This is a genomic window from Aedoeadaptatus ivorii, from assembly GCF_030815095.1.
GTDB classification, from domain to species: Bacteria; Bacillota; Clostridia; order Tissierellales; family Peptoniphilaceae; genus Aedoeadaptatus; species Aedoeadaptatus ivorii.
Genome location: NZ_JAUSWF010000010.1, coordinates 25,827 through 44,194 on the forward strand (window position 1 = coordinate 25,827; position 18,368 = coordinate 44,194).

Genomic DNA, 18,368 nt, shown 5'->3' on the forward strand with positions numbered 1-18,368 from the left:
CCTTTTCAAGACTTGGGGCATGGTATATAATGAACGGAGTAGGTATGTACAGGATGGTGAAGATGAAAAACCCGTTTAAATCTTTTGATGAATACTTTATGGAACGCATCAATAAGGAATTAAAAAATCCCTACTGCGATATGTTTTTTTATTTGTATACCAATATTGCAGATCCCAGATGTCTGGTCGCGTTTTCTCTCTTCATGCTCGCGCTCGGAAAACGTTGGATCGGGCAATCGGCCTACGAGATGGTCCTGGCATTGGTGCTGAGTACCTTGCTGGCACAAATTTTAAAACGGGCATTCAGCCGGAGTCGACCCTACTGGATTTTGAAAAACCTCAATACCTACGGGATCGACCTACGGGATTATTCTTTTCCTTCGGGACATACGACCGCGGCATTTACCGTGGCCACCACATTCTCACTGTATTTTCCGAAACTTGCCGTACTCTTTATCGCCATGGCGATACTGGTGGCGGTTTCCAGGACGTATCTCGCGGTACACTATCCCACCGATGTCTTGGCGGGCGTGATACTCGGCATCGGCGTCGCGTATGTTGTACATATTTATGTCTACGATGCCGTAGCAAATTGGTTTTAGCAAAAGGAGGAAGCGTATATGGTAATGACAAACTTCTTGCAAAAGAGAAAAACGGTTCGGGAATTCGGTCCTACGGATCTTTCCGCCACCGAAATGCAATGGGTACGAGATATTCTCGCCAAGGTGGAAAACGAAGAAGGCAGCGAGGACATCAGCTTCGCGCTGTTTGAAAACGGAGATACCATCGCAAACAGCCTGAAGGGCAAAGCCGGTTATGGCGGCGTGATGATTGCCGCGCCCTTCTATATCGCATTGAAGGTAAAGAGCCACGACAAAGAAGATTTGATCCGCACCGGCTACTATCTCGAAAAACTCAACACCGCACTGGTCGACCGCGGATTCGGCACCTGCTGGATCACCGTCACCCAAGTCGACGACGATACCAAGAAAATGCTCTTCGGCGAAGGCGGAGAATTTGTCGACTACATCGTAGGATTCGGGCACGCCGAAAACCAGGAAGTATTTGCCGAAGACGGCGTAAGCCCCCGCTATAGCGTGGACGAAATCGTATTTAAGGATCACCTCGATACGCCCGTCACTATGGAAGTATTGGAAAACTACGGCCTGTTTGAGCTGTTTACTTCCATTCGCTTTGCGCCCAGCCATGTAAACGCGCAGCCCTGGCGCTTCTTGCTCAAAGACGACGGTACGGTTACGCTGTTTATGGACAAATCCAAGGGCCAAAAGAGCTATGTGGATATCGGCGTCGTCATGTACTACTTCGAGGCGATGCTCGCGGGCACCGGCACCCACAAGCGTTGGGCACTCATAGAAGGAGCCGACATCGGCGGATTGGAACCCGTCGCAGAAATTTCCATCTGATTCCGGCGAAGGAAAAGGCGCCTGCAGGCGCTTTTTTTATTGACAAAAACCGAAAAGGAGCGTATCCTACACATGAACAATCAATCATGTGTTAGCGGAGGGAGGATCCTTTGTATACGTATCGATTGGACAATTTGGGGTGCGCGAACTGCGCCGCAAAAATCGAAGAGCGCGTCGGCGCATTGCCCGGCATTGATCGCGCGCGGCTGGATTTCACCGCAAAGCGACTCGCCGTAGAAGGTCCGGACGCTGCCGATAAAGAACAGATAAAGAGAATCTGTACGGCGGTCGAATCCGACATCGTCGTCCGCGAAGAAAAAGAGATCGACGAAACGGAGAACGAAGGCGAAGACCGAGCGGCGTTTCAAAAAGAGGCGATGTGCCTTCTGGGCATACTCCTCGCCGCCGTAGCAAACACCCTACTGGTGTCGGGAACTTTGCAGACCGTCCTCTATGGGGCGCTGCTTGTCATAGCGGGCTTTCCGATTTTTCGCCAGGCGCTTCGGGGCATTCGCACCGGCGAGGTATTCGACGAAAACTTTCTGATGAGCATCGCCGCCATCGGCGCCTTTTATATCGGCGAGTACACCGAGGCATTGGGCGTATTGCTCTTTTATCGACTGGGCGAGGCATTGCAAGATCGCGCAGTGGATCGCGCGACGGCATCGGTGGAATCTCTGTTAAAGAACGACACGACCACGGCGCATTTGATCGCCGATGAAATCATAGAGGTCGACGCCGCCACCTTGCAGCCGGGAGATACGATCCTGTTGCGTGCCGGCGATACCCTGGCGGCGGACGGAAAGATCCGCAAGGGATCGGGACATATCTCCAATCAGCATATGACCGGAGAATCCGTACCCGTCGCGGTTTCCGAAGGAGACGAGGTGCTCGCCGGTGCCATCTCATTGGACGGCGCCCTCGAGATATCGGTGCTCCGCGCGGCGGGCGAGTCTACCATGGCGCGGATCGAGTCTATGGTCTCCGATGCGCGGCTCAATAAGGGCAAAACCGAACGCTGGATCACCCGATTCTCTCGCATATATACGCCGGTGGTGGTGTGTATCGCCCTCGCGGTCGCTTTGGGCGGGTCCCTAGTCTTCGGCGATTGGAATCTGTGGATCTACCGCGCCTGTGCCTTTTTGATCATAAGCTGTCCCTGTGCCTTGGTGCTTTCGGTGCCCCTTACGATGTTTGCGGGGATCGGGCGCGCCTCCCGCGAGGGGATCTTTGTAAAGGGATCGACGGCTTTAGAGGCCATTGCCGAAGCGGATGCCGTCGCCTTCGACAAGACCGGGACGCTCACCGACGGCAAGTTTTCTCTGGCACGCATCGACGCAATTTCAGGGGATAGAGACCGCATCTTATACCTCGCCGCCACGGCGGAACAGTACTCGAATCACCCCATCGCCCGGAGCATACTCGCGAATGCAAAGGCGAAGGGAACGCCGTCGGATGTCAAGGAAGTGCCGGGAAAGGGAGTTTTATGCACCATAGAGAATGCTTCCGTCGCCGTCGGCAATGAAGCGCTTATGGCGCTTGTGGGCATCGAAGATTTGCCCCCCTCTTCCGAAGAGACCTCGGTCTTCGTCGCCGAGGACAAGGCGCTTTTGGGCAGAATCGCCTTTACCGACACCATGAAAACGGGCGTCGCCGAGGCGATCCGCCATTTGAAGCGCACCCTTACCACCTATATCTTCTCCGGCGACAAACCGGCGATCGCCGAAGCGCTGGGCTGCGAATTGGGAATCGACGAGACCCGCGGCGGGCTTCTCCCCGACGAGAAGATTCGGGCGCTGGATGCAGTGCTCGCCCGGGGAAAGAAGGTCGTCTATGTGGGAGACGGGATCAACGACGCCCCGGTGCTCGCGCGAAGCGATGCGGGCATTGCCATGGGCACCGGCGGGAGCGATATGGCGATCGAAAGTGCCGACGTGGTTATTTTGGGCGACGATATCGGCAAACTTCCCTTCCTGTTTTCCCTGGCAAATCGTGCGAAGCGGGTGAGTTACGGTAATATCGCATTTGCCCTCGCCGTAAAGCTTTTGGTCGTCGTCTTGAGCATAGCGGGCATCGGTAACTTGTGGCTTGCGGTCTTTGCCGACGTCGGCGTTTCGCTGATCTGCGTGTTTATCGCCATGACGCTGTTGACCTATAAACCTTCCGAAACGAGTGTGGTATAATATTTTCGGGAGGCGTATATGTCCGGAAAGTGGAAGAACTATCAGATTTTGGGGAGAGATTTTCTCGAGCGAGGAGACCGCAAGCGTGCCCTGAAATCTTTAGAAAAATCGATGATTTTTGCACCCGATGACAAAGCATTGGCAGAGACCTTATTTTCCGTCGCCGACCTGTATTGGCAGGCGGGAAACGAGGATCGCGCCATTGCTTTTTTCCGTGAGATTACAAAACTCGGGGATTACCCCGGGGCGCATTACGGCATGGGGGTGCTCTATAGCGAAAAAGGCGAGATTCGCCGCGCCATTTCCTGTTTTCAAAAAGCGGTGGCGTCCTATCCCTTTTACGAGAGTGCCTATTACGAAATGGCGCTCTTGTACGATCGATTGGGGTATAAAGACGTGGCGCTGGAGCTCTTTTACCAATGTGCGACGCTGGTGCCCGAAAACGGCATCGTCCGAAGCGACATCGCCTCGATCTACGAAGAGCGGGGCGCATACAAGAAGGCGTTGGGCTATGCCAAACGGGCGGTGGAGCTCTCGCCGACTTACGCCCGGGGCTATTACAATCTCGGCGTCATTTACCAAAAGACGGGGAGAGATAAGAAGGCGATGACGGCGTATCGCGACGCGCTGGATTTGGACCCGGACTACGCCCCGACGTATTTGAATATGTCGGCGATCTTTCTGAAAAACGAGCGGCCGACAGACGCCGTATATATTTTGACGCGGGGGATACGCAGAAACTTACACAGCGTCAATCTCTACTACAACCGCGCCTGTAGCTTTATGCGCCTGGGCAAGCGAACCACCGCCCTGGCCGATCTGAAGCGCGCCATCGCCATCGACGGCGACGCGCGCATGTGGGCGTCGAGAGATGAAGATTTACAAGACATCGTCCGGGAGGTGGACAGTTGATAATCATAAAGACCGAACACGAAATCGAAAAAATGCAGAAGGCGGCGGATCTCTTGATCGCCGTACACAAGGCGCTTCGGGAAAAAATCGTACCCGGCGTCACCACCATGGAACTCGACCGCTTCGTCGAAAAATTTATCACAGATCGCGGCGGCCATCCCGAACAAAAGGGCTATCAGGGCTATCCGTATAGCATTTGCGCGTCGGTAAACGACGAAATCTGCCACGGCTTTCCCACGGACACGCCGCTTCGGGAAGGGGATTTGCTCACCGTAGATATGGTGGTCAATATCGGCGGCTATTTGGCGGATTCCGCGTGGAGCTATGCAGTGGGCGAAGTCTCGAAAGAGACGAAGAAGCTAATGGATGTCACCAAAGAATGCCTGTATCGGGGCATCGAGAAAGTACGTCCCGGCGCCCGATTGGGAGACATCGGCAACGCCATTCAGAGCCACGCCGAGGCCAACGGGTTTTCGGTGGTACGCGATTTCGTCGGCCACGGCATCGGAAAAAATATGCACGAAGATCCCCAAGTGCTCCACTACGGCAAGCCCGACCGCGGCCTGCGCTTGCAGGAAGGCATGGTATTTACCATAGAGCCCATGATCAACGCGGGGGATTGGCCCATCCGCATGGACAAAAACGGTTGGACCGCGAGGACTAAAGACGGTTCTCTGTCCTGCCAGTACGAACATACCCTGGCGGTGACTCGAGACGGGGTCGTCGTCCTGACCGAACAAGGAGAATAATATGCTCAAACAAATCGAAGCGCCCCGCGCGGGCGATCTCATGGCGCGCCTTACGACCGATAAGGGCGATATCGAGATTCGCCTCTTTCCCGAAGCGGCCCCCAAAGCGGTGGAAAACTTTACGGAACTGATCCGAAGAGGCTATTACGATGGCGTGATCTTTCACCGCGTCATCCCCGATTTTATGATTCAGGGGGGAGATCCCACCGGAAGCGGACGCGGCGGCGAAAGCATTTGGGGCGATTCGTTTGAGGACGAGTTCGACCCCGCCTATCGCAATCTGACCGGGGCGCTCAGCATGGCGAATGCCGGGCCCGATACCAACGGCAGCCAATTCTTTATCGTACACGGCCAAAAGCTGGGCGAAGACATCCTCTCTCAAATGCGCGACGCGGGGGACGCCTACGGCTATACCCAAGACGTCATCGACGCCTACGAGAAAAAGGGCGGCGCCTTCTGGCTCGACGGCAAACACACCGTATTCGGCCAGATCTATGCCGGCGCCGACGTGGTGGATGCCATCGCCCGCGCGCCCAGAAACTCCATGGATCGCCCCGAGGAAGACATCGCCATTCGAAGTGCGGCGGTCTATACCTTCGAAGGATAATCTCAAAAGCGCTGCGGCGCTTTTTTTGTGCGAATTTTGATCTGTCCGTAATATTTCTTCTGGCTGCGCGTATTTACTGAAGAGACGCCGAGGAGAAGAAAGGACAGATACATGGAATATACAGACCAACAGATAAAAAGAGATAGCGGCGAAAAAATGCCGCCGCGGAAAACGACGCGACTGCTTCCGGTGGCGCTCCTTCTGTTTCTGCTCATGCAAGCATGGCTGATCGTCGGATTCGGCGCATTGGAATGGCTCGACGGATTGGGGCCCCTTCACTGCAAATATGTCTACGTGTGGGACCGGGCGGAGAAAGTGGCGATATACGATCGCAAAAGCGATGTGCGCGTCTCGCCCGCTTCCTTGACGAAGATGATAACCGTCTACACCGCCCTGGATATGGGGATCGACAAGGATGCTGTGGTGCAGGTGGACCGGGCAGTGTACGACGATATGTTTGTAAAAAACGCCAGCATGGCGGGGTTTGCCCCCGGCGAAGCCTTACACGCCCGCGATCTCCTCTACGGCGCGCTCCTCGCATCGGGCGGCGAGGCGACGGGGAGTTTGGCGAAATATATCTGCAACGACGAGAGCGCCTTCTGCGCGGAGATGAACCGTCGAATCGCCGATTTCGGGATTCGAAACACGCATTTTACCAATGTCGGCGGTTTCGACGAAGCGGGGCAATATTCCACAGCAAAGGACATGGCGATGTTCCTCGATAAGGCGCTGGTCAACGGCGACTTTCGGACGATCTTTACCAAAAAACGCTATCTTTCTTTTTCCACGGCGGATCACCCCAAGGGCGTCGCCTTCGAATCCACCGTACTCGGCAAAGACCGGCGGTGGAAGAAAGAGTGCGGCACCCTATTGGGCGGCAAGAGCGGCACCACCATCGACGCCGGAGAATGTTGGGCGAGTTTGTGTGAAAAAGGCGGCAAGGAGTATATCGTCGTCGTCATGGGCGCGCCGTTAAAGGACGTGTCGAACAAGACCGATCGACCGCTCGAGGACACGATGAAAATTATGGCGTCCATAGACCTTAAGTAGCAGAGAAAAACCGCCGAATCCGCATCCCGTGGGATGCGGATTTTTGTGTGCCAAAAAACGAATCCTCTTAAATTTCACGCCACGGCCTTGACAAAAGTACGGGGAAAATATATACTACCAATAACCATTATCATTACATAGATACATGGGAACGCTATTGCAATCTCGGGGAAAGCGCGAAATATGTGGCGCATTTCTCCGCCGACCATTTGTAGAGCAAATCGCCGAAGGAAAAACACGAAAGGAGAGCGGAATGAAAAAGTTCGCATGGATTTTAAGTTTAGTATTGTGCATGGGCCTCTTCAGCGGCTGCGGAAACAAGGCATCAGACGACGGGGGCAATTCGAATACATCGGCGGCTGTCGAGGAAAAAGAGAAGGCACCCGCCGAGACGGCGAAACCGGAGGATGAAGAGGAAGTAGAGGCGGTATCGCTCTCGGATTGGGAATCGCTGCACCCCGAATGGAAGAGCATCACCGCTTTTTACAAGGAAAGCTATGTATCGAAAGCCGCCGACAAGCTGGGCAAAAAAGAAGATAAAAGCGGGCCGGATCTCTTAGAAGAACACGCGGCAGGCGCCCACAGCGAAATCGCGAGCATCACATTTTCCGGCGATACGTTGACATTGAAAGACGATGCCGACCGAGAATTGGCAAAGAGCAAATACCGCTACATAAAGACCCTCGGAAAGGGCGTCGAACACGGCGAGTTTGCCGTCTTTGAAGCGGAAGAAGAGGTGCCCGAACAATTTAAATACTTGGCATTGATGGAGCCCCACGGCGGCGAAGGAGACATCACCCACTTCCACGCGCGCTACGCCAAGGCGATCGATGCCCCGGAATTGGAAGACGGAGATTGGTGGCCCGTGTTTGTAGATCCCGATTCCACACAAGATCAGGTCATCCACGAAATCCTGGGCGAAGAGGAATAAATGTATACCAAACGAAACCGGCCCGAGAAGCATCTTGGGCCTTCGCCTTGTGCCGATGCAAAAAGAAAGAGGCGCATGCGAAAACCATGGCTTCTGCTGATTGTGCTAAGCGCTTTGTGCACCGGACTTTTCGGCTGTGGTCGCATACAAGAGGAAGAGACGACCGATAAGCCCGTGGTCTACGCATCGTTTTTTCCCATTTACGATTTGGTACGGCAGGTGGCGGGAGATACGGTGGAGCTGAAGTCGTTTATGCCGTCCTCTGCCGATCCGCATCTGTGGGAGCCTTCGGCAAAGGATTTGCGGGCGCTTTCCCGCGCGGATATATTGTTTATCAACGGCGCCAATATGGAGCCGTGGGAAGACAAAATACGCGAGAGTCTTCCTGACGTACGCGTGGTCAATCTAGCGGCCAAGGTCGATCTCATCTCTTATAAAGGCGCCGCCGATTTGGGAGATTTTCAGTATATGGCGAGGATGCGAGGCAAAGCAAAAGAGCGATATAAATTCGAGTTCGGTCATACCCACGAAGACGCCATGCGGGTCTGTTTTTTGAAAGGCGATAAACGAACAGACGAAGAAAAACGGATTGAAAAGGCAAAAAAATACATGATGGATCCGGGAGAGCGCGTGGCCCAAGAAGAGACCATTCCCGTCGAAGCCGGGAAGGTCTACGCCCTGGAGATGGGGCACCAAAGCGGGAGAGTCTATTTTACTTTGCCGACAGACGGGGACTGGTATGTGATCTCGGACCGGATTTCTGAGGATATCCTGTCCTATGAAATTCAAAAAGGCGATCAAAAGATGCCGGTAGAAGACATCGTGACCCATTCGACTTCTATGAAAGATAAGATTACCTACGACCCCCACGCATGGCTGTCGGTCCCCAATGGAAAGGCCTATCTGACGACCATACGGGACAATCTGATCGAGCTGTATCCGGAACACAAAAAAGCATACGAAAAGGCGGCCTTTCGGGCACAGGACGCCTTGGCTGCGCTCCACGCACGCTATGTGGAAAAGTTCAAAACCATAAAAAAGTCCGATCGAGAATTCGTGGTTACCCATTACGCGTGGGAATACCTCGCCCAGGACTACGGCCTCAAGCAGTTCCCCCTGCAAAATCTGGTTTCTCAGGAATCGCCGGGTCTCGAGACCATTAAGCGGGCGATTCGATATGCCCGAGAACAGAAGATTCGGACGATTTTTTACGAAGACTATATGCCGCCGAAGGTCGCAGAAATTATAACCGAAGAGGTGGACGGCGAGGCCGTGCCCCTTCGGAGCATGGAGTACGTAAAGGGCGCAGATAATGAAGCGCCGGGCGCCTACACGAGGATTATGGAAGAAAATCTCGAGGCGCTGTACCGATCGATGGAAGGAGGGCGATCGTGAGCCTAATCGAAATGCAAGGTGTGTCTTTCGCCTATGCCGACGAAGACATTATCAAAGACGCCGATTTTCGGGCAAAAAGCGGAGAGATTGTCGCGATATGCGGCGAAAACGGATCCGGAAAGAGCACATTTCTCAAACTCCTCCTGGGAGAGCTGCGTCCCCGAAAGGGGCGCGTCTGTATCGAGGGCATAGAAAGTGCAAAGATCCGCGACTTTCGCAATATCGGCTATGTGCCCCAAGTACAGAACTTTAACGACATCGGATTTCCCGTCAGCGTGCGGGAGCTGGTCGCTCTGAATTTGTATCACAGTTTCGGGTGGTTAAAGACGATCAAACGAGAACAATATATGCGAGCGGAGGAGACATTGCAAGAACTCGGGATGGCGCGCTATCGGCACACGCCGTTTTCTGCCCTTTCGGGCGGTTTTAAGCAGCGCGCGATGATTGCCCGCGCTTTGATTAACGACCCGTCGGTGTTGATTCTCGACGAGCCGACGGCGGGGGTGGACAAGGAGAGCAAGGAAAGTTTTCTCGAATTGATAAATACCATGGGCCGCACAAAGCAGAAGACGGTCTTGATCGTCACCCACGAAATGGAATTGATCAAAAGAGCGCTGCGCCCCGACATCATCTATGCGATGGAAGAAGGGAGACTCGTGCGATGCTAGAATTTCAATTTATGCGCCACGCCTTACTGGCGGGATGTATGCTGTCGATTATGATCCCCATGATCGGCGTCGTCATGGTCAGTAGAAAGACCAGCATGATCGGCGATTCCCTGTCTCACACCTCCCTCGCGGGAGTGGCGCTGGGCTTGATCTCGGGCATCAGTCCGGTGCTCGGGGCCATATGCGTTTGTCTCCTATCTGCCTTTGCCATCGAGTATATTCGACACCGCCTGCCCGCCCACGGCGATATGGCGACGGCGGTGATTACGAGTATCGGACTTGGGGCCGCCGCGATTCTATCGCGGTTTGCGCCGGGCGGCAACAATTTCGACAGCTACCTCTTCGGCAGCATCGCTTCTGTCACGGCGGGAGATGTGTTGCAGGTGGCGGTGGTCTTCGCGGTTACGGTATTTTTCAGCATCGTCCTATACGGCGGCTTGGTAAATATCGCGATCGACGAGAATCTGGCGCGTTTGGCGGGCGTACACGTGCCCGTTGTAAACGGCATGCTTACGGCATTGAGTGCGATCGTCATCGCCTTAAGTTGTAAAATCGTCGGCGCTTTGATGATCTCCTCGATCCTGATCTTGCCGGTGGCGACGGCGCTGATCGTCGGGAAAAGCTATCGACAGGTGTATCGCAATTCTGTGTTGTTGGGCGTATTTTATACCATGAGCGGGATTCTCTTTTCCTATTATTTCGACGTCCCCACCGGCGGAGTGATCGTGGTGCTTGCGGTGGCAGGGATGCTCCTCGTGGCCGCCGGAAAAAAGTGGCGCTCGCGGGGATCCGCCCGGGAAGAAAAAGAAAACCATATACGACGCATATCCCTATAACCAAAAAGACGGCGGCAAGTGAGACAATCCAACTTGCCGCCGTCTTTTTGGTTTCCAAGGGCGAAATGTATTTACGATGCCGCGCGATTGCGCGGTTTTCGATTTTCCATCCAAATGGGGAGAAACAGACCGAGGAGTATGCAGACGATGCCCACGATTTTATATGGCGTGAGTACTTCGCCCAAGAGGGTGATGCCCATAATCGTCGCACACAGGGGGTTAAAGGCACAGAACATCCCCGCCCTTTGGGTCGAGACGTATTTTTGCGCCACGGGCTGTAAGGTAAAGCCGAAGCCCGTGCATACCACGGCCAAAACGACAATCACCCACCATTCCACCCCGGTGCGGGGCAGATGGGGCGTCTCGAAGAGGAAGGTCGCCGCGGTCGAGTAGACAAAGATCCAAAAGACCTGCAAAAATCCCAGCTGGAAGGTGTCGTCGGTGGCGGCATATTTTGCCGTCATAATAATGACCGCGGCATAGCACAAGGCGGAGCAGAGGGCATAGATCTCGCCGATGGAAAGATTTATCCCGCCGTCACGGCCGGTCAGAAAGGCGACCCCCACCAGCGTAATGGCGACGCCCACCAAGGACCAGCGATCCGGAAAGGTGCGCGACAGCACCGCGAGAATCAAGGGCACAAGGACGATGGAGGTGTTTTCTAAAAACGCCACCGTCGACGCCTCCGCAGAGAGCAGCCCCTTAAACTCGAAGGCCATCACGCCGAAGAACAGAATGCCGAGTACGAAGCCGTGGCGAAAAGTGCTGCGCGTCATGGGAAAGAGCTGCTTAAAAAAGAAGATCGCCAAGAGCGCCGTCGCCAGGAAAAATCGGGTCGAGAGGAGATTAAAGGTTTCCATACTCTCCATACCGAGCTTAATAAAGTAATAGCTGCTCGCTCGGGCGATGATCACCGCGGCGAGGAGGATCGATGCGTTTCGTTCTTTCATCGGTGCCTCCTATTGTTCGTAGATGCGGATATCCCGCAGCAAGAGAAAGGGAATGACATCGGCGAGGACGAGGATCGCGGTCAAAATGCCGGCATAGAGCAGGGGAAAGGCGCCCATAATCTCGACGCCCAAAAAGATCATCACAAAGGTCACAAAGAGGGAGCCGAAGAACGAGAAGAAACTCTGCTTGGAGTTTTTGGCGAGTTCCTGGGGGTTCTCCCAATTGTAATTCGCGAACTTCCAGTCGAAGAACAGGCCGAAGCCGTTGGAGAGGCAGGCATAGGCCAAGGGCGCGAGGAGCAAAAAGGGCCAGTAGGCGGCCGCGGGCTGAAGCGCGATGATTACCAGGACGATGCTCAACAGCAAAGAGGGGAGGGAGAGCACGAGTCCCGCCGCGAGTTTTGTCAAAAAGATCTCTCGCCCCGAGAGGGGGAGGGCGTAGGTGTTATAGGCATTCTTGCCTTCCAGGGAAAAGAAGAAGGTCGATATATTCATCATGCCGCCGAAGCCCATCGCCGCAAGGAAGATAAAGGCGTCTCTGGGGAGAAGGGATTGCGATTCGATAAAATAGAGGAAGGCCTCTCTGAGTGAGGGCACGAAGAGGAGGAGCGAGAGGATGATGGGCACCAATATGCCGAAGAAGGTATTCATGGCGACCGCTGTATTGCTCCAGTAGAGAGAGATTTCCTTTCGCAAGAGGGCGGATCGTTTCGAGCGAGGGGAAAAGGCGTCTTCGCCGATGACTTTTGTCGCGCCCTTTTTCTCCAATCGCTCGGCGATTTCGAAGAAGTGTTTTCCCATATAGGTCAGGAACAGATAAAAGATCCCGATCGCGAGCAGCGCATAGGGAATAAACACCCATATATGGGCCGACAACATATAAGAAAACAGGTGGAAGGGACCGGGCAGATTGTTGTAGAAGGCGGAAAATTCCGCGATATGGCGAAATTCCTGGGCGATCTCGTAGTAATAGAGGATCATAAAGGTGGCGAAGATGGCCACGGCGATCAGGGATTTCACAAACTTCGGCATTTCGCGGCCCGACGAAATGCGGGAAAACGCGATGCGAAGAAATCCGCCGACGGCTTCTCCGAGGATCGTGGTTAAGAGAAACGACAAGAGCAACAGGAACACTTTGAAGAGAGATTCGGTGGCGAGATAGCATAGGACCAGGGACCCCACCGAAAAGGCGAGGATCATGGGGACTTCCGTCATCCAGGAACCGCTAAATTTCGCGAGAATAAAGCTCTCTTTGGGGATGGGAAGCGCCCAGAGGGTGTTCTCATCAAAGGAATGGAAGAAGAGGTCCCGAAACTGGAAGAAGGTCCCGAGCGCCATTAACACAAACAAGAGCAAGAGGACCAGATCCACGACCGAAAGCATTTCTGCGGCACTGAGGATCTCGGAAAACGGCAGATCCTTTTGCGCATCGGAAAGCGTCGCCGTACGTCCCGCCACGATGAACATGGGGAAGAATCCGCCCAAAAACAGCATGCCCCAAAGGGAAAAGAGATAGATAAAGATGCCGAAGATTTTACTCTTGCCCGCCTGAAATTTGGAAAATATGCGCTTGCGTTCCAGACGCGATAGGATTTTAAGCAATTCCATCGGCCTGCATCCTTTCTACAAAGAGGTCTTCTAGGCTGCCCTTGGCGAGGATTTCTTCGGTGGGGCCGAAATAGATCAGATGCCCGTCTTTGATGATGGCGACTTTGTTGCAGAGTTTTTCCGCCACCTCAAGTACGTGGGTGGAAAAGAGTATGGTGGTATCTTTTTCTTGCGCCATCTTCTTAAAATTCTCCCGCACCGAACGGGTGGCGAGGGGGTCGAGCCCCACAAAGGGTTCGTCGAGGACGATGAGGCGCGGATCGTGGAGCAATGCGCCGATCAACGCGAGCTTCTGTTGCATGCCGTGGCTGTAATTGCTGATGGCTTCGCCCAAGCGGTCGTGGATGGAAAATTCCGCGGCATAGCGTTCGATCCGCTCTTTCCGCGTCTCGAAATCCAGTTGGAAGATGTCGGCGATAAAATTCAAATAGTCGATCCCCCGCATAAAGGAATAGAGTTCGGGATTGTCCGGCACATAGCTGATCAGCGCTTTTGCCGCCACCGGATCGGTTTCGATGTCGTGCCCGCCGATGGCAATCGTCCCCGCATCGAAGGGGATCAGCCCCAAAGCGGATTTGATCGTGGTGGTCTTACCGGCGCCGTTTGCCCCGATAAACGCACAGATGTCGCCCGGCTCCAGGGAAAAGCTGATGTCGTACAGCACCTGTTTGTTCCCGTAGAATTTTGAGAGATTTTGAATGTTTAGCATAGGACCTCCTCTTATATTTATACTCTTACCTTAACAATATAACATAACAGTATAACAGGATCATAACAGAATCGGAAAATGGAAATCTATATCGTAAGAAGGGAGATGGGATTATTAAAATTCGAAGCGAGGAGTGTGGTATAATTTTTCCCCGAGGAGGAAACAATGCATCAGTATAGAGGAAGATTGATCCTACACACCGGAAGTATGTTTTCCGGCAAGACTTCGAGTTTGGAAAAGGAGATTAAGCGATTTCGCATCGCCGGCTATGAGACCGTGGTCTTAAAGCCTACGATGGATACCCGATTTATTCGATCGGCGATTACCAGTCACGACGACACCTCCACCGAGGCATTGGTGGTAGAGGATATCGACGGGGTGGTAGAGGCGGTCTACGATCGCCAGGCGGATGTAGTGGCGATCGATGAGATCCAGTTCTTGGGCGGCGATACGGCGGAGATTCTCGCCGCCTTCGACCGGTTGCTGGACGAGGGCAAGACCATCGTCTGTGCGGGGCTCGATATGGACTACGAGGGGCGCCCCTTTGAGATCGTAAAAGAATTGATGGCGGTCTGCGATTATGTGGAAAAGCACCACGCCGTCTGCGCCCACTGCGGCGCCGATGCGTGGATTTCGCACCGCACCAGCAAAGAGGCGGGTCGCGTGGTGATCGGCGCCACCGAAAAATACGAACCCCTGTGCCGGCCCTGTTATAAGCGACTCAAGAATCGAGGAGAGCGGTGAGCGCGCCCTATGCGTTCGTATTCGGCGGCTGCAATCTGGACATCAGCGGCCGATCCGCCGAGCCCCTCGCCGAAGGCGATTCCAATCCCGGGCGGGTACAGATCGGGCCCGGCGGCGTGGGGCGAAATATCGCCTCGAATATGGCCGCCATGGGCGTAGAGGTCAAGCTGATGACCGCGCTCGGAGACGACGCCGCAAAAGAGATGATCTTAAGTTCTCTGCCTCCGAATGTGGACGCAAAAGGCGCCTATATCGCCCCCGGGGAACGGACCGGCACCTATCTCGTCTTGTTGGACGAGGAGGGCGAAATGGTCTATGCCGTAAACGACATGGCGGTTCTTCGCCATCTTACGCCCGATCGGATCTTAGAGAGGCGCAGCGAGGCGGAAGGCGCCCGGGCGGTGGTACTCGACGGCAACCTGCCCCGAGAAAGCATCGAGACGATCCTTTCCTGGGAGATTTTTGCCGTCGTCGACGGGGTGAGTGCGATCAAGGTAAAAAAGTTTCGCGACGTGCTGGATCGCATCGACATCCTCAAGTGCAATGTAGCGGAGGCGCGGGCCCTCGCCGGAACGACAGAGGATGCGGATATTTTCGACTGCGGCCACAGATTGGTCGAACGCGGCGTTACCTATGCCGTAATTACCGCGGGGGCGGCGGGGGCGTATCTCTTTTCGAAAGAAAAGACCCTTCACTTTTCGTCCAATCCCATGAAAATACGGGGTGCCACCGGGGCGGGCGATGCCTTTTGCGCGGGGCTAGCGGCGGGTCTGATTGCCGGCGACGACATCGTGCAGGCCGCGCGGGGCGCCGTCGCCTGTGCCCGCATGGTGCTTATGCGTGACGAAAGCGAACTGATCGACTTCCGCCGAGACGCGTGGGAGCGAGAAAAAGAGGAGGTTTATTATGAAACAATTTGATCTGAAGGCATATATGGACATCGCGCCGGAAGTGGCGCGGGCCCTCGAGGAAGACAAGCCGGTCGTGGCGCTGGAATCGACCATTATTTCGCACGGGATGCCCTATCCCCAAAATCTCGAGACGGCAAAGCGCTGTGAAGAGATTTTGCGCGAGGCAGGGGTCACCCCCGCCACCACCGCGATCATCGGCGGGCGCATCAAGGTCGGCCTCAGTGAAGAAGAGCTGGCGTTTATGGCGACGGCAAAGGATGTCGTCAAGAGCTCTACCCGCGACTATGCCCATATCGTCGCTGCAAAGGCAAACGGCGCCACCACTGTCGCCACCTCGATCCTTACGGCGAAACTCGCGGGCATTCCGATCCTCGTCACCGGCGGCATCGGCGGCGTGCACAGGGGCGGAGCGGATTCCATGGACATCTCCCGAGATCTGGAAGAGATCGCGGACACCGACATCGCCGTGGTCTGCGCCGGCTGTAAGTCGATCCTCGACATCGGCCTCACCCTCGAATATTTAGAAACCAAGGGCGTGCCCGTCGTCGGCTATCAGACCGAAGCCATGCCCGCCTTTTACACGAGAGAGAGCGGACATGCGGTAGACTTCCGCTACGACAGCGCCGAGGAAATCGCCGCGCTGATGCACACCCAGTGGGGACTCGGCCTTTCCGGCGGCATTCTGGTGGCCAATCCCATTCCCGAGGCCGATGCTATGGATGCGGATCGGATCGAAGAGGCGATTCAAACCGCCGTCGCCGATGCCGAAGATGCGGGCATCCACGGTAAACAGATTACGCCGTTTTTGCTGTCTCGGGTATTGGAAGCCACCGAAGGGGACAGTCTCGCGTCCAATATCGCGCTGGTATACAACAATACCCGCCTGGGCGCCGCCATCGCCAAGGCATATGCCGCGCAGGCATAAACGACTTCGTTGTCAGAGAATTTATATCGATTTTATAAAGAGGACATTGCCGTCCTCTTTTTTTTGTTTCCGTTAAATTCCCGCAAAGTCTTCGAATTGCCGTTGACCCGGGGGGGGTTGGTTTCGTATAATGGTATCCGTTGTTTAGTAAATTAACCTTAAAGTTTAGTGGTGATCCATGAAATTCGGAAAGAAAATACGCAATTTGCGGCTAAAACAGAATCTGACGCAGAAAGAACTGGCGGAGCGCAGCGAGCTGACAAAGGGCTTTATCTCTCAGGTGGAGCGGGACCTTACCAGCCCGTCGGTGGCGACTTTTCTCGACATTTGCGAGGCCCTCGGCATCACGCCGGAGGAGTTCTTTCGTGAAAAGGGCGAAGAAAAAGTCGTCTTTACGCCCGACGACGCCTTTGAAGCGAGAAGCGAAGAAGACGGCTATTCGATCGACTATATCGTCCCCAATGCGCAGAAAAACGCCATGGAACCGACCCTTTGGCAAATTGAGCCCGAAGGGAGAAGTCGCGTACTCTCGCCCTTCGAAGGCGAAAGCTTCGCCTATATCCTCGAGGGCAAACTCTACTTCTTTTACGGAGAGGAACGACACGAGGTCAAAAAGGGCGATACGATCTATGCGTCGGGCAATGCCGCCTGTTATTTTGTGAATCGCGGCAAGCGGATAGCGCGCATTTTGTGGGTTGCGGATCCCCCGAGTTTTTAGGAGGTGGACATGGAAAAAATTATTACGCTCAAGGGCATTCGAAAGACCTTTGACGAAACGGAAGTACTGAAGGGCATCGATCTGGAGATCGCAGATGGCGAGTTCGTCACCCTGTTGGGTCCCAGCGGCTGCGGAAAGACGACGACCCTTCGGATTATCGCCGGCTTTGAAACCATGGATGAAGGCACGCTGTTGTTTCGCGGGAAGGATATGACCGCCCTGAAGCCCTACGAGCGGCCGGTAAATACGGTGTTTCAAAAATACGCGCTCTTTCCCCATCTGAATGTCTTCGACAATGTCGCCTTCGGCTTAAAACTCAAGGGCACGCCCCAAAAAGAGATCGAGACGCGGGTGCGGGAAATGCTCGCCCTCGTCAATCTGCCCGGCACCGAAAGTCGAAAGATCGACTCCCTTTCCGGCGGGCAGCAGCAGCGTATCGCCATCGCCCGGGCCCTGGTCAACGACCCCGAGATCCTTCTTCTCGACGAACCGTTGGGCGCCTTGGACCTAAAGCTCAGAAAGCAGATGCAGTTTGAACTCAAGAGGATCCAAGAGCGCGTGGGCATTACCTTTATCTACGTCACCCACGACCAGGAAGAGGCACTGAGCATGAGCGATCGGGTGGTGGTCATGAAGGACGGAGAGATCCTGCAGATCGGCACGCCCATCGACATCTATAACGAGCCGCAAAACGCCTTCGTCGCGAACTTTATCGGCGAGAGCAATATTATCCCCGGCATTTTCGTAAAAGACCGCTTGATCTCTTTTTACGGGCGGGAATTCGCCTGTGTGGATACGGGCTTTCTGCCGTCGGAGCCGGTGCAGATCGTCATCCGGCCCGAGGATGTGGAGCTCTCTTATACGGACGAGGATGTGCTGAAGGGTAAGGTACTTTCTACGGTTTTTAAGGGCGTGCATTACGAAATGATTCTCGATGTGGAAGGCCAGCGATGGATGGTGCAGTCCACCCTTTCCAAGGAACCCGGCGACGAGGTGGGGATCTATATCGAACCGGACAACTTCCACGTGATGAAGGCGGAGTCCTGAT

Annotated in this window: 19 protein-coding genes; 16 read left to right on the forward strand and 3 right to left on the reverse strand. The window is 54.5% G+C overall.

The window, feature by feature from the left end; all coding sequences use genetic code 11:
• The first annotated feature begins 62 nt into the window (after window positions 1–62).
• The 11 genes from QO008_RS07475 to QO008_RS07525 all read left to right on the forward strand — a co-directional run bounded on the left by QO008_RS07475 (window position 63) and on the right by QO008_RS07525 (window position 10,755).
• Window positions 63–602 (forward strand): phosphatase PAP2 family protein, encoded by a 540-nt coding sequence (locus tag QO008_RS07475; protein ID WP_307385445.1) that lies wholly within the window; start codon window positions 63–65, stop codon window positions 600–602.
• An 18-nt stretch (window positions 603–620) separates the two neighbouring features.
• Window positions 621–1,424 (forward strand): nitroreductase family protein, encoded by an 804-nt coding sequence (locus QO008_RS07480; RefSeq protein ID WP_126464919.1) that lies wholly within the window; start codon window positions 621–623, stop codon window positions 1,422–1,424.
• Between the two features lie 110 nt (window positions 1,425–1,534).
• Window positions 1,535–3,607 carry a heavy metal translocating P-type ATPase gene (locus QO008_RS07485; protein ID WP_307385448.1) on the forward strand — a complete coding sequence of 691 codons (2,073 nt, stop codon included), beginning with the start codon at window positions 1,535–1,537 and terminating at the stop codon, window positions 3,605–3,607.
• A gap of 18 nt (window positions 3,608–3,625) precedes the next feature.
• Window positions 3,626–4,519 carry a tetratricopeptide repeat protein gene (locus QO008_RS07490; RefSeq protein WP_126464921.1) on the forward strand — a complete coding sequence of 298 codons (894 nt, stop codon included), beginning with the start codon at window positions 3,626–3,628 and terminating at the stop codon, window positions 4,517–4,519.
• Window positions 4,516–5,268 carry a type I methionyl aminopeptidase gene (map, locus tag QO008_RS07495; RefSeq protein WP_307385451.1) on the forward strand — a complete coding sequence of 251 codons (753 nt, stop codon included), beginning with the start codon at window positions 4,516–4,518 and terminating at the stop codon, window positions 5,266–5,268. The genes QO008_RS07490 and map overlap by 4 nt, the downstream gene beginning before the upstream one ends.
• Before the next feature lies 1 nt (window position 5,269).
• A complete protein-coding gene (locus tag QO008_RS07500) occupies window positions 5,270–5,875 on the forward strand; it encodes a peptidylprolyl isomerase (RefSeq protein WP_126464923.1) in 606 nt (201 codons plus the stop codon).
• A 111-nt stretch (window positions 5,876–5,986) separates the two neighbouring features.
• Window positions 5,987–6,925: a D-alanyl-D-alanine carboxypeptidase family protein gene (locus QO008_RS07505; protein ID WP_307385454.1), complete on the forward strand. Its 939-nt coding sequence runs from the start codon at window positions 5,987–5,989 to the stop codon at window positions 6,923–6,925.
• Window positions 6,926–7,178: 253 nt separating this feature from the next.
• Window positions 7,179–7,856 (forward strand): ZinT/AdcA family metal-binding protein, encoded by a 678-nt coding sequence (locus QO008_RS07510; RefSeq protein ID WP_307385456.1) that lies wholly within the window; start codon window positions 7,179–7,181, stop codon window positions 7,854–7,856.
• Window positions 7,857–9,251, forward strand: a complete 1,395-nt coding sequence (locus tag QO008_RS07515; RefSeq protein ID WP_126464929.1) for a metal ABC transporter solute-binding protein, Zn/Mn family — start codon at window positions 7,857–7,859, stop codon at window positions 9,249–9,251.
• Window positions 9,248–9,919: a metal ABC transporter ATP-binding protein gene (locus QO008_RS07520; protein WP_307385458.1), complete on the forward strand. Its 672-nt coding sequence runs from the start codon at window positions 9,248–9,250 to the stop codon at window positions 9,917–9,919. The genes QO008_RS07515 and QO008_RS07520 overlap by 4 nt, the downstream gene beginning before the upstream one ends.
• Window positions 9,913–10,755 (forward strand): metal ABC transporter permease, encoded by an 843-nt coding sequence (locus QO008_RS07525; protein WP_126464933.1) that lies wholly within the window; start codon window positions 9,913–9,915, stop codon window positions 10,753–10,755. The genes QO008_RS07520 and QO008_RS07525 overlap by 7 nt, the downstream gene beginning before the upstream one ends.
• A 71-nt stretch (window positions 10,756–10,826) precedes the next feature.
• Here QO008_RS07525 and QO008_RS07530 read toward each other — a convergent pair whose 3' ends face one another.
• The 3 genes from QO008_RS07530 to QO008_RS07540 are packed head-to-tail and all read right to left on the reverse strand — an operon-like array spanning window position 10,827 to window position 14,022.
• The gene (locus tag QO008_RS07530; RefSeq protein WP_126464935.1) at window positions 10,827–11,705 is read right to left on the reverse strand and encodes a DMT family transporter; all 879 of its coding nucleotides are present in this window, start codon (window positions 11,703–11,705) and stop codon (window positions 10,827–10,829) included.
• Window positions 11,706–11,714: 9 nt separating this feature from the next.
• On the reverse strand, window positions 11,715–13,313 hold the full coding sequence (locus tag QO008_RS07535) for a hypothetical protein (protein ID WP_126464937.1): 1,599 nt from the start codon (window positions 13,311–13,313) through the stop codon (window positions 11,715–11,717).
• Complete coding sequence (locus tag QO008_RS07540) at window positions 13,300–14,022, reverse strand: ABC transporter ATP-binding protein (RefSeq protein WP_307385462.1); 723 nt, start codon at window positions 14,020–14,022, stop codon at window positions 13,300–13,302. Before QO008_RS07540 ends, QO008_RS07535 begins: the two co-directional genes overlap by 14 nt.
• Before the next feature lie 165 nt (window positions 14,023–14,187).
• On the opposite strand from QO008_RS07540, the gene QO008_RS07545 reads away from it, so the two are divergent.
• The 5 genes from QO008_RS07545 (at window position 14,188) to QO008_RS07565 (ending at window position 18,367) form a co-directional block, all read left to right on the forward strand.
• A complete protein-coding gene (locus tag QO008_RS07545; protein WP_307385464.1) occupies window positions 14,188–14,766 on the forward strand; it encodes a thymidine kinase in 579 nt (192 codons plus the stop codon).
• Window positions 14,763–15,686 carry a carbohydrate kinase family protein gene (locus QO008_RS07550; RefSeq protein WP_307385466.1) on the forward strand — a complete coding sequence of 308 codons (924 nt, stop codon included), beginning with the start codon at window positions 14,763–14,765 and terminating at the stop codon, window positions 15,684–15,686. Before QO008_RS07545 ends, QO008_RS07550 begins: the two co-directional genes overlap by 4 nt.
• Entirely contained in the window at window positions 15,673–16,602 is a 930-nt protein-coding gene (locus tag QO008_RS07555; protein ID WP_197721107.1) for a pseudouridine-5'-phosphate glycosidase, read from the forward strand. Before QO008_RS07550 ends, QO008_RS07555 begins: the two co-directional genes overlap by 14 nt.
• Window positions 16,603–16,780: 178 nt before the next feature.
• Entirely contained in the window at window positions 16,781–17,320 is a 540-nt protein-coding gene (locus QO008_RS07560; protein WP_126464946.1) for a helix-turn-helix domain-containing protein, read from the forward strand.
• A gap of 9 nt (window positions 17,321–17,329) precedes the next feature.
• Entirely contained in the window at window positions 17,330–18,367 is a 1,038-nt protein-coding gene (locus QO008_RS07565) for an ABC transporter ATP-binding protein (protein WP_307385468.1), read from the forward strand.
• Window position 18,368 lies beyond the last annotated feature (1 nt).

What these genes read in the sequence shown, in the direction of transcription:
- QO008_RS07475 (WP_307385445.1), top strand. Translation starts at nt 63, where the DNA reads ATGAAAAACCCGTTTAAATCTTTTGATGAATACTTTATGGAACGCATC.
- QO008_RS07480 (WP_126464919.1), top strand. Translation starts at nt 621, where the DNA reads ATGGTAATGACAAACTTCTTGCAAAAGAGAAAAACGGTTCGGGAATTC.
- QO008_RS07490 (WP_126464921.1), top strand. Translation starts at nt 3,626, where the DNA reads ATGTCCGGAAAGTGGAAGAACTATCAGATTTTGGGGAGAGATTTTCTC.
- QO008_RS07500 (WP_126464923.1), top strand. Translation starts at nt 5,270, where the DNA reads ATGCTCAAACAAATCGAAGCGCCCCGCGCGGGCGATCTCATGGCGCGC.
- QO008_RS07505 (WP_307385454.1), top strand. Translation starts at nt 5,987, where the DNA reads ATGGAATATACAGACCAACAGATAAAAAGAGATAGCGGCGAAAAAATG.
- QO008_RS07510 (WP_307385456.1), top strand. Translation starts at nt 7,179, where the DNA reads ATGAAAAAGTTCGCATGGATTTTAAGTTTAGTATTGTGCATGGGCCTC.
- QO008_RS07515 (WP_126464929.1), top strand. Translation starts at nt 7,857, where the DNA reads ATGTATACCAAACGAAACCGGCCCGAGAAGCATCTTGGGCCTTCGCCT.
- QO008_RS07525 (WP_126464933.1), top strand. Translation starts at nt 9,913, where the DNA reads ATGCTAGAATTTCAATTTATGCGCCACGCCTTACTGGCGGGATGTATG.
- QO008_RS07530 (WP_126464935.1), bottom strand. Translation starts at nt 11,705, where the DNA reads ATGAAAGAACGAAACGCATCGATCCTCCTCGCCGCGGTGATCATCGCC.
- QO008_RS07535 (WP_126464937.1), bottom strand. Translation starts at nt 13,313, where the DNA reads ATGGAATTGCTTAAAATCCTATCGCGTCTGGAACGCAAGCGCATATTT.
- QO008_RS07540 (WP_307385462.1), bottom strand. Translation starts at nt 14,022, where the DNA reads ATGCTAAACATTCAAAATCTCTCAAAATTCTACGGGAACAAACAGGTG.
- QO008_RS07545 (WP_307385464.1), top strand. Translation starts at nt 14,188, where the DNA reads ATGCATCAGTATAGAGGAAGATTGATCCTACACACCGGAAGTATGTTT.
- QO008_RS07555 (WP_197721107.1), top strand. Translation starts at nt 15,673, where the DNA reads ATGAAACAATTTGATCTGAAGGCATATATGGACATCGCGCCGGAAGTG.
- QO008_RS07560 (WP_126464946.1), top strand. Translation starts at nt 16,781, where the DNA reads ATGAAATTCGGAAAGAAAATACGCAATTTGCGGCTAAAACAGAATCTG.
- QO008_RS07565 (WP_307385468.1), top strand. Translation starts at nt 17,330, where the DNA reads ATGGAAAAAATTATTACGCTCAAGGGCATTCGAAAGACCTTTGACGAA.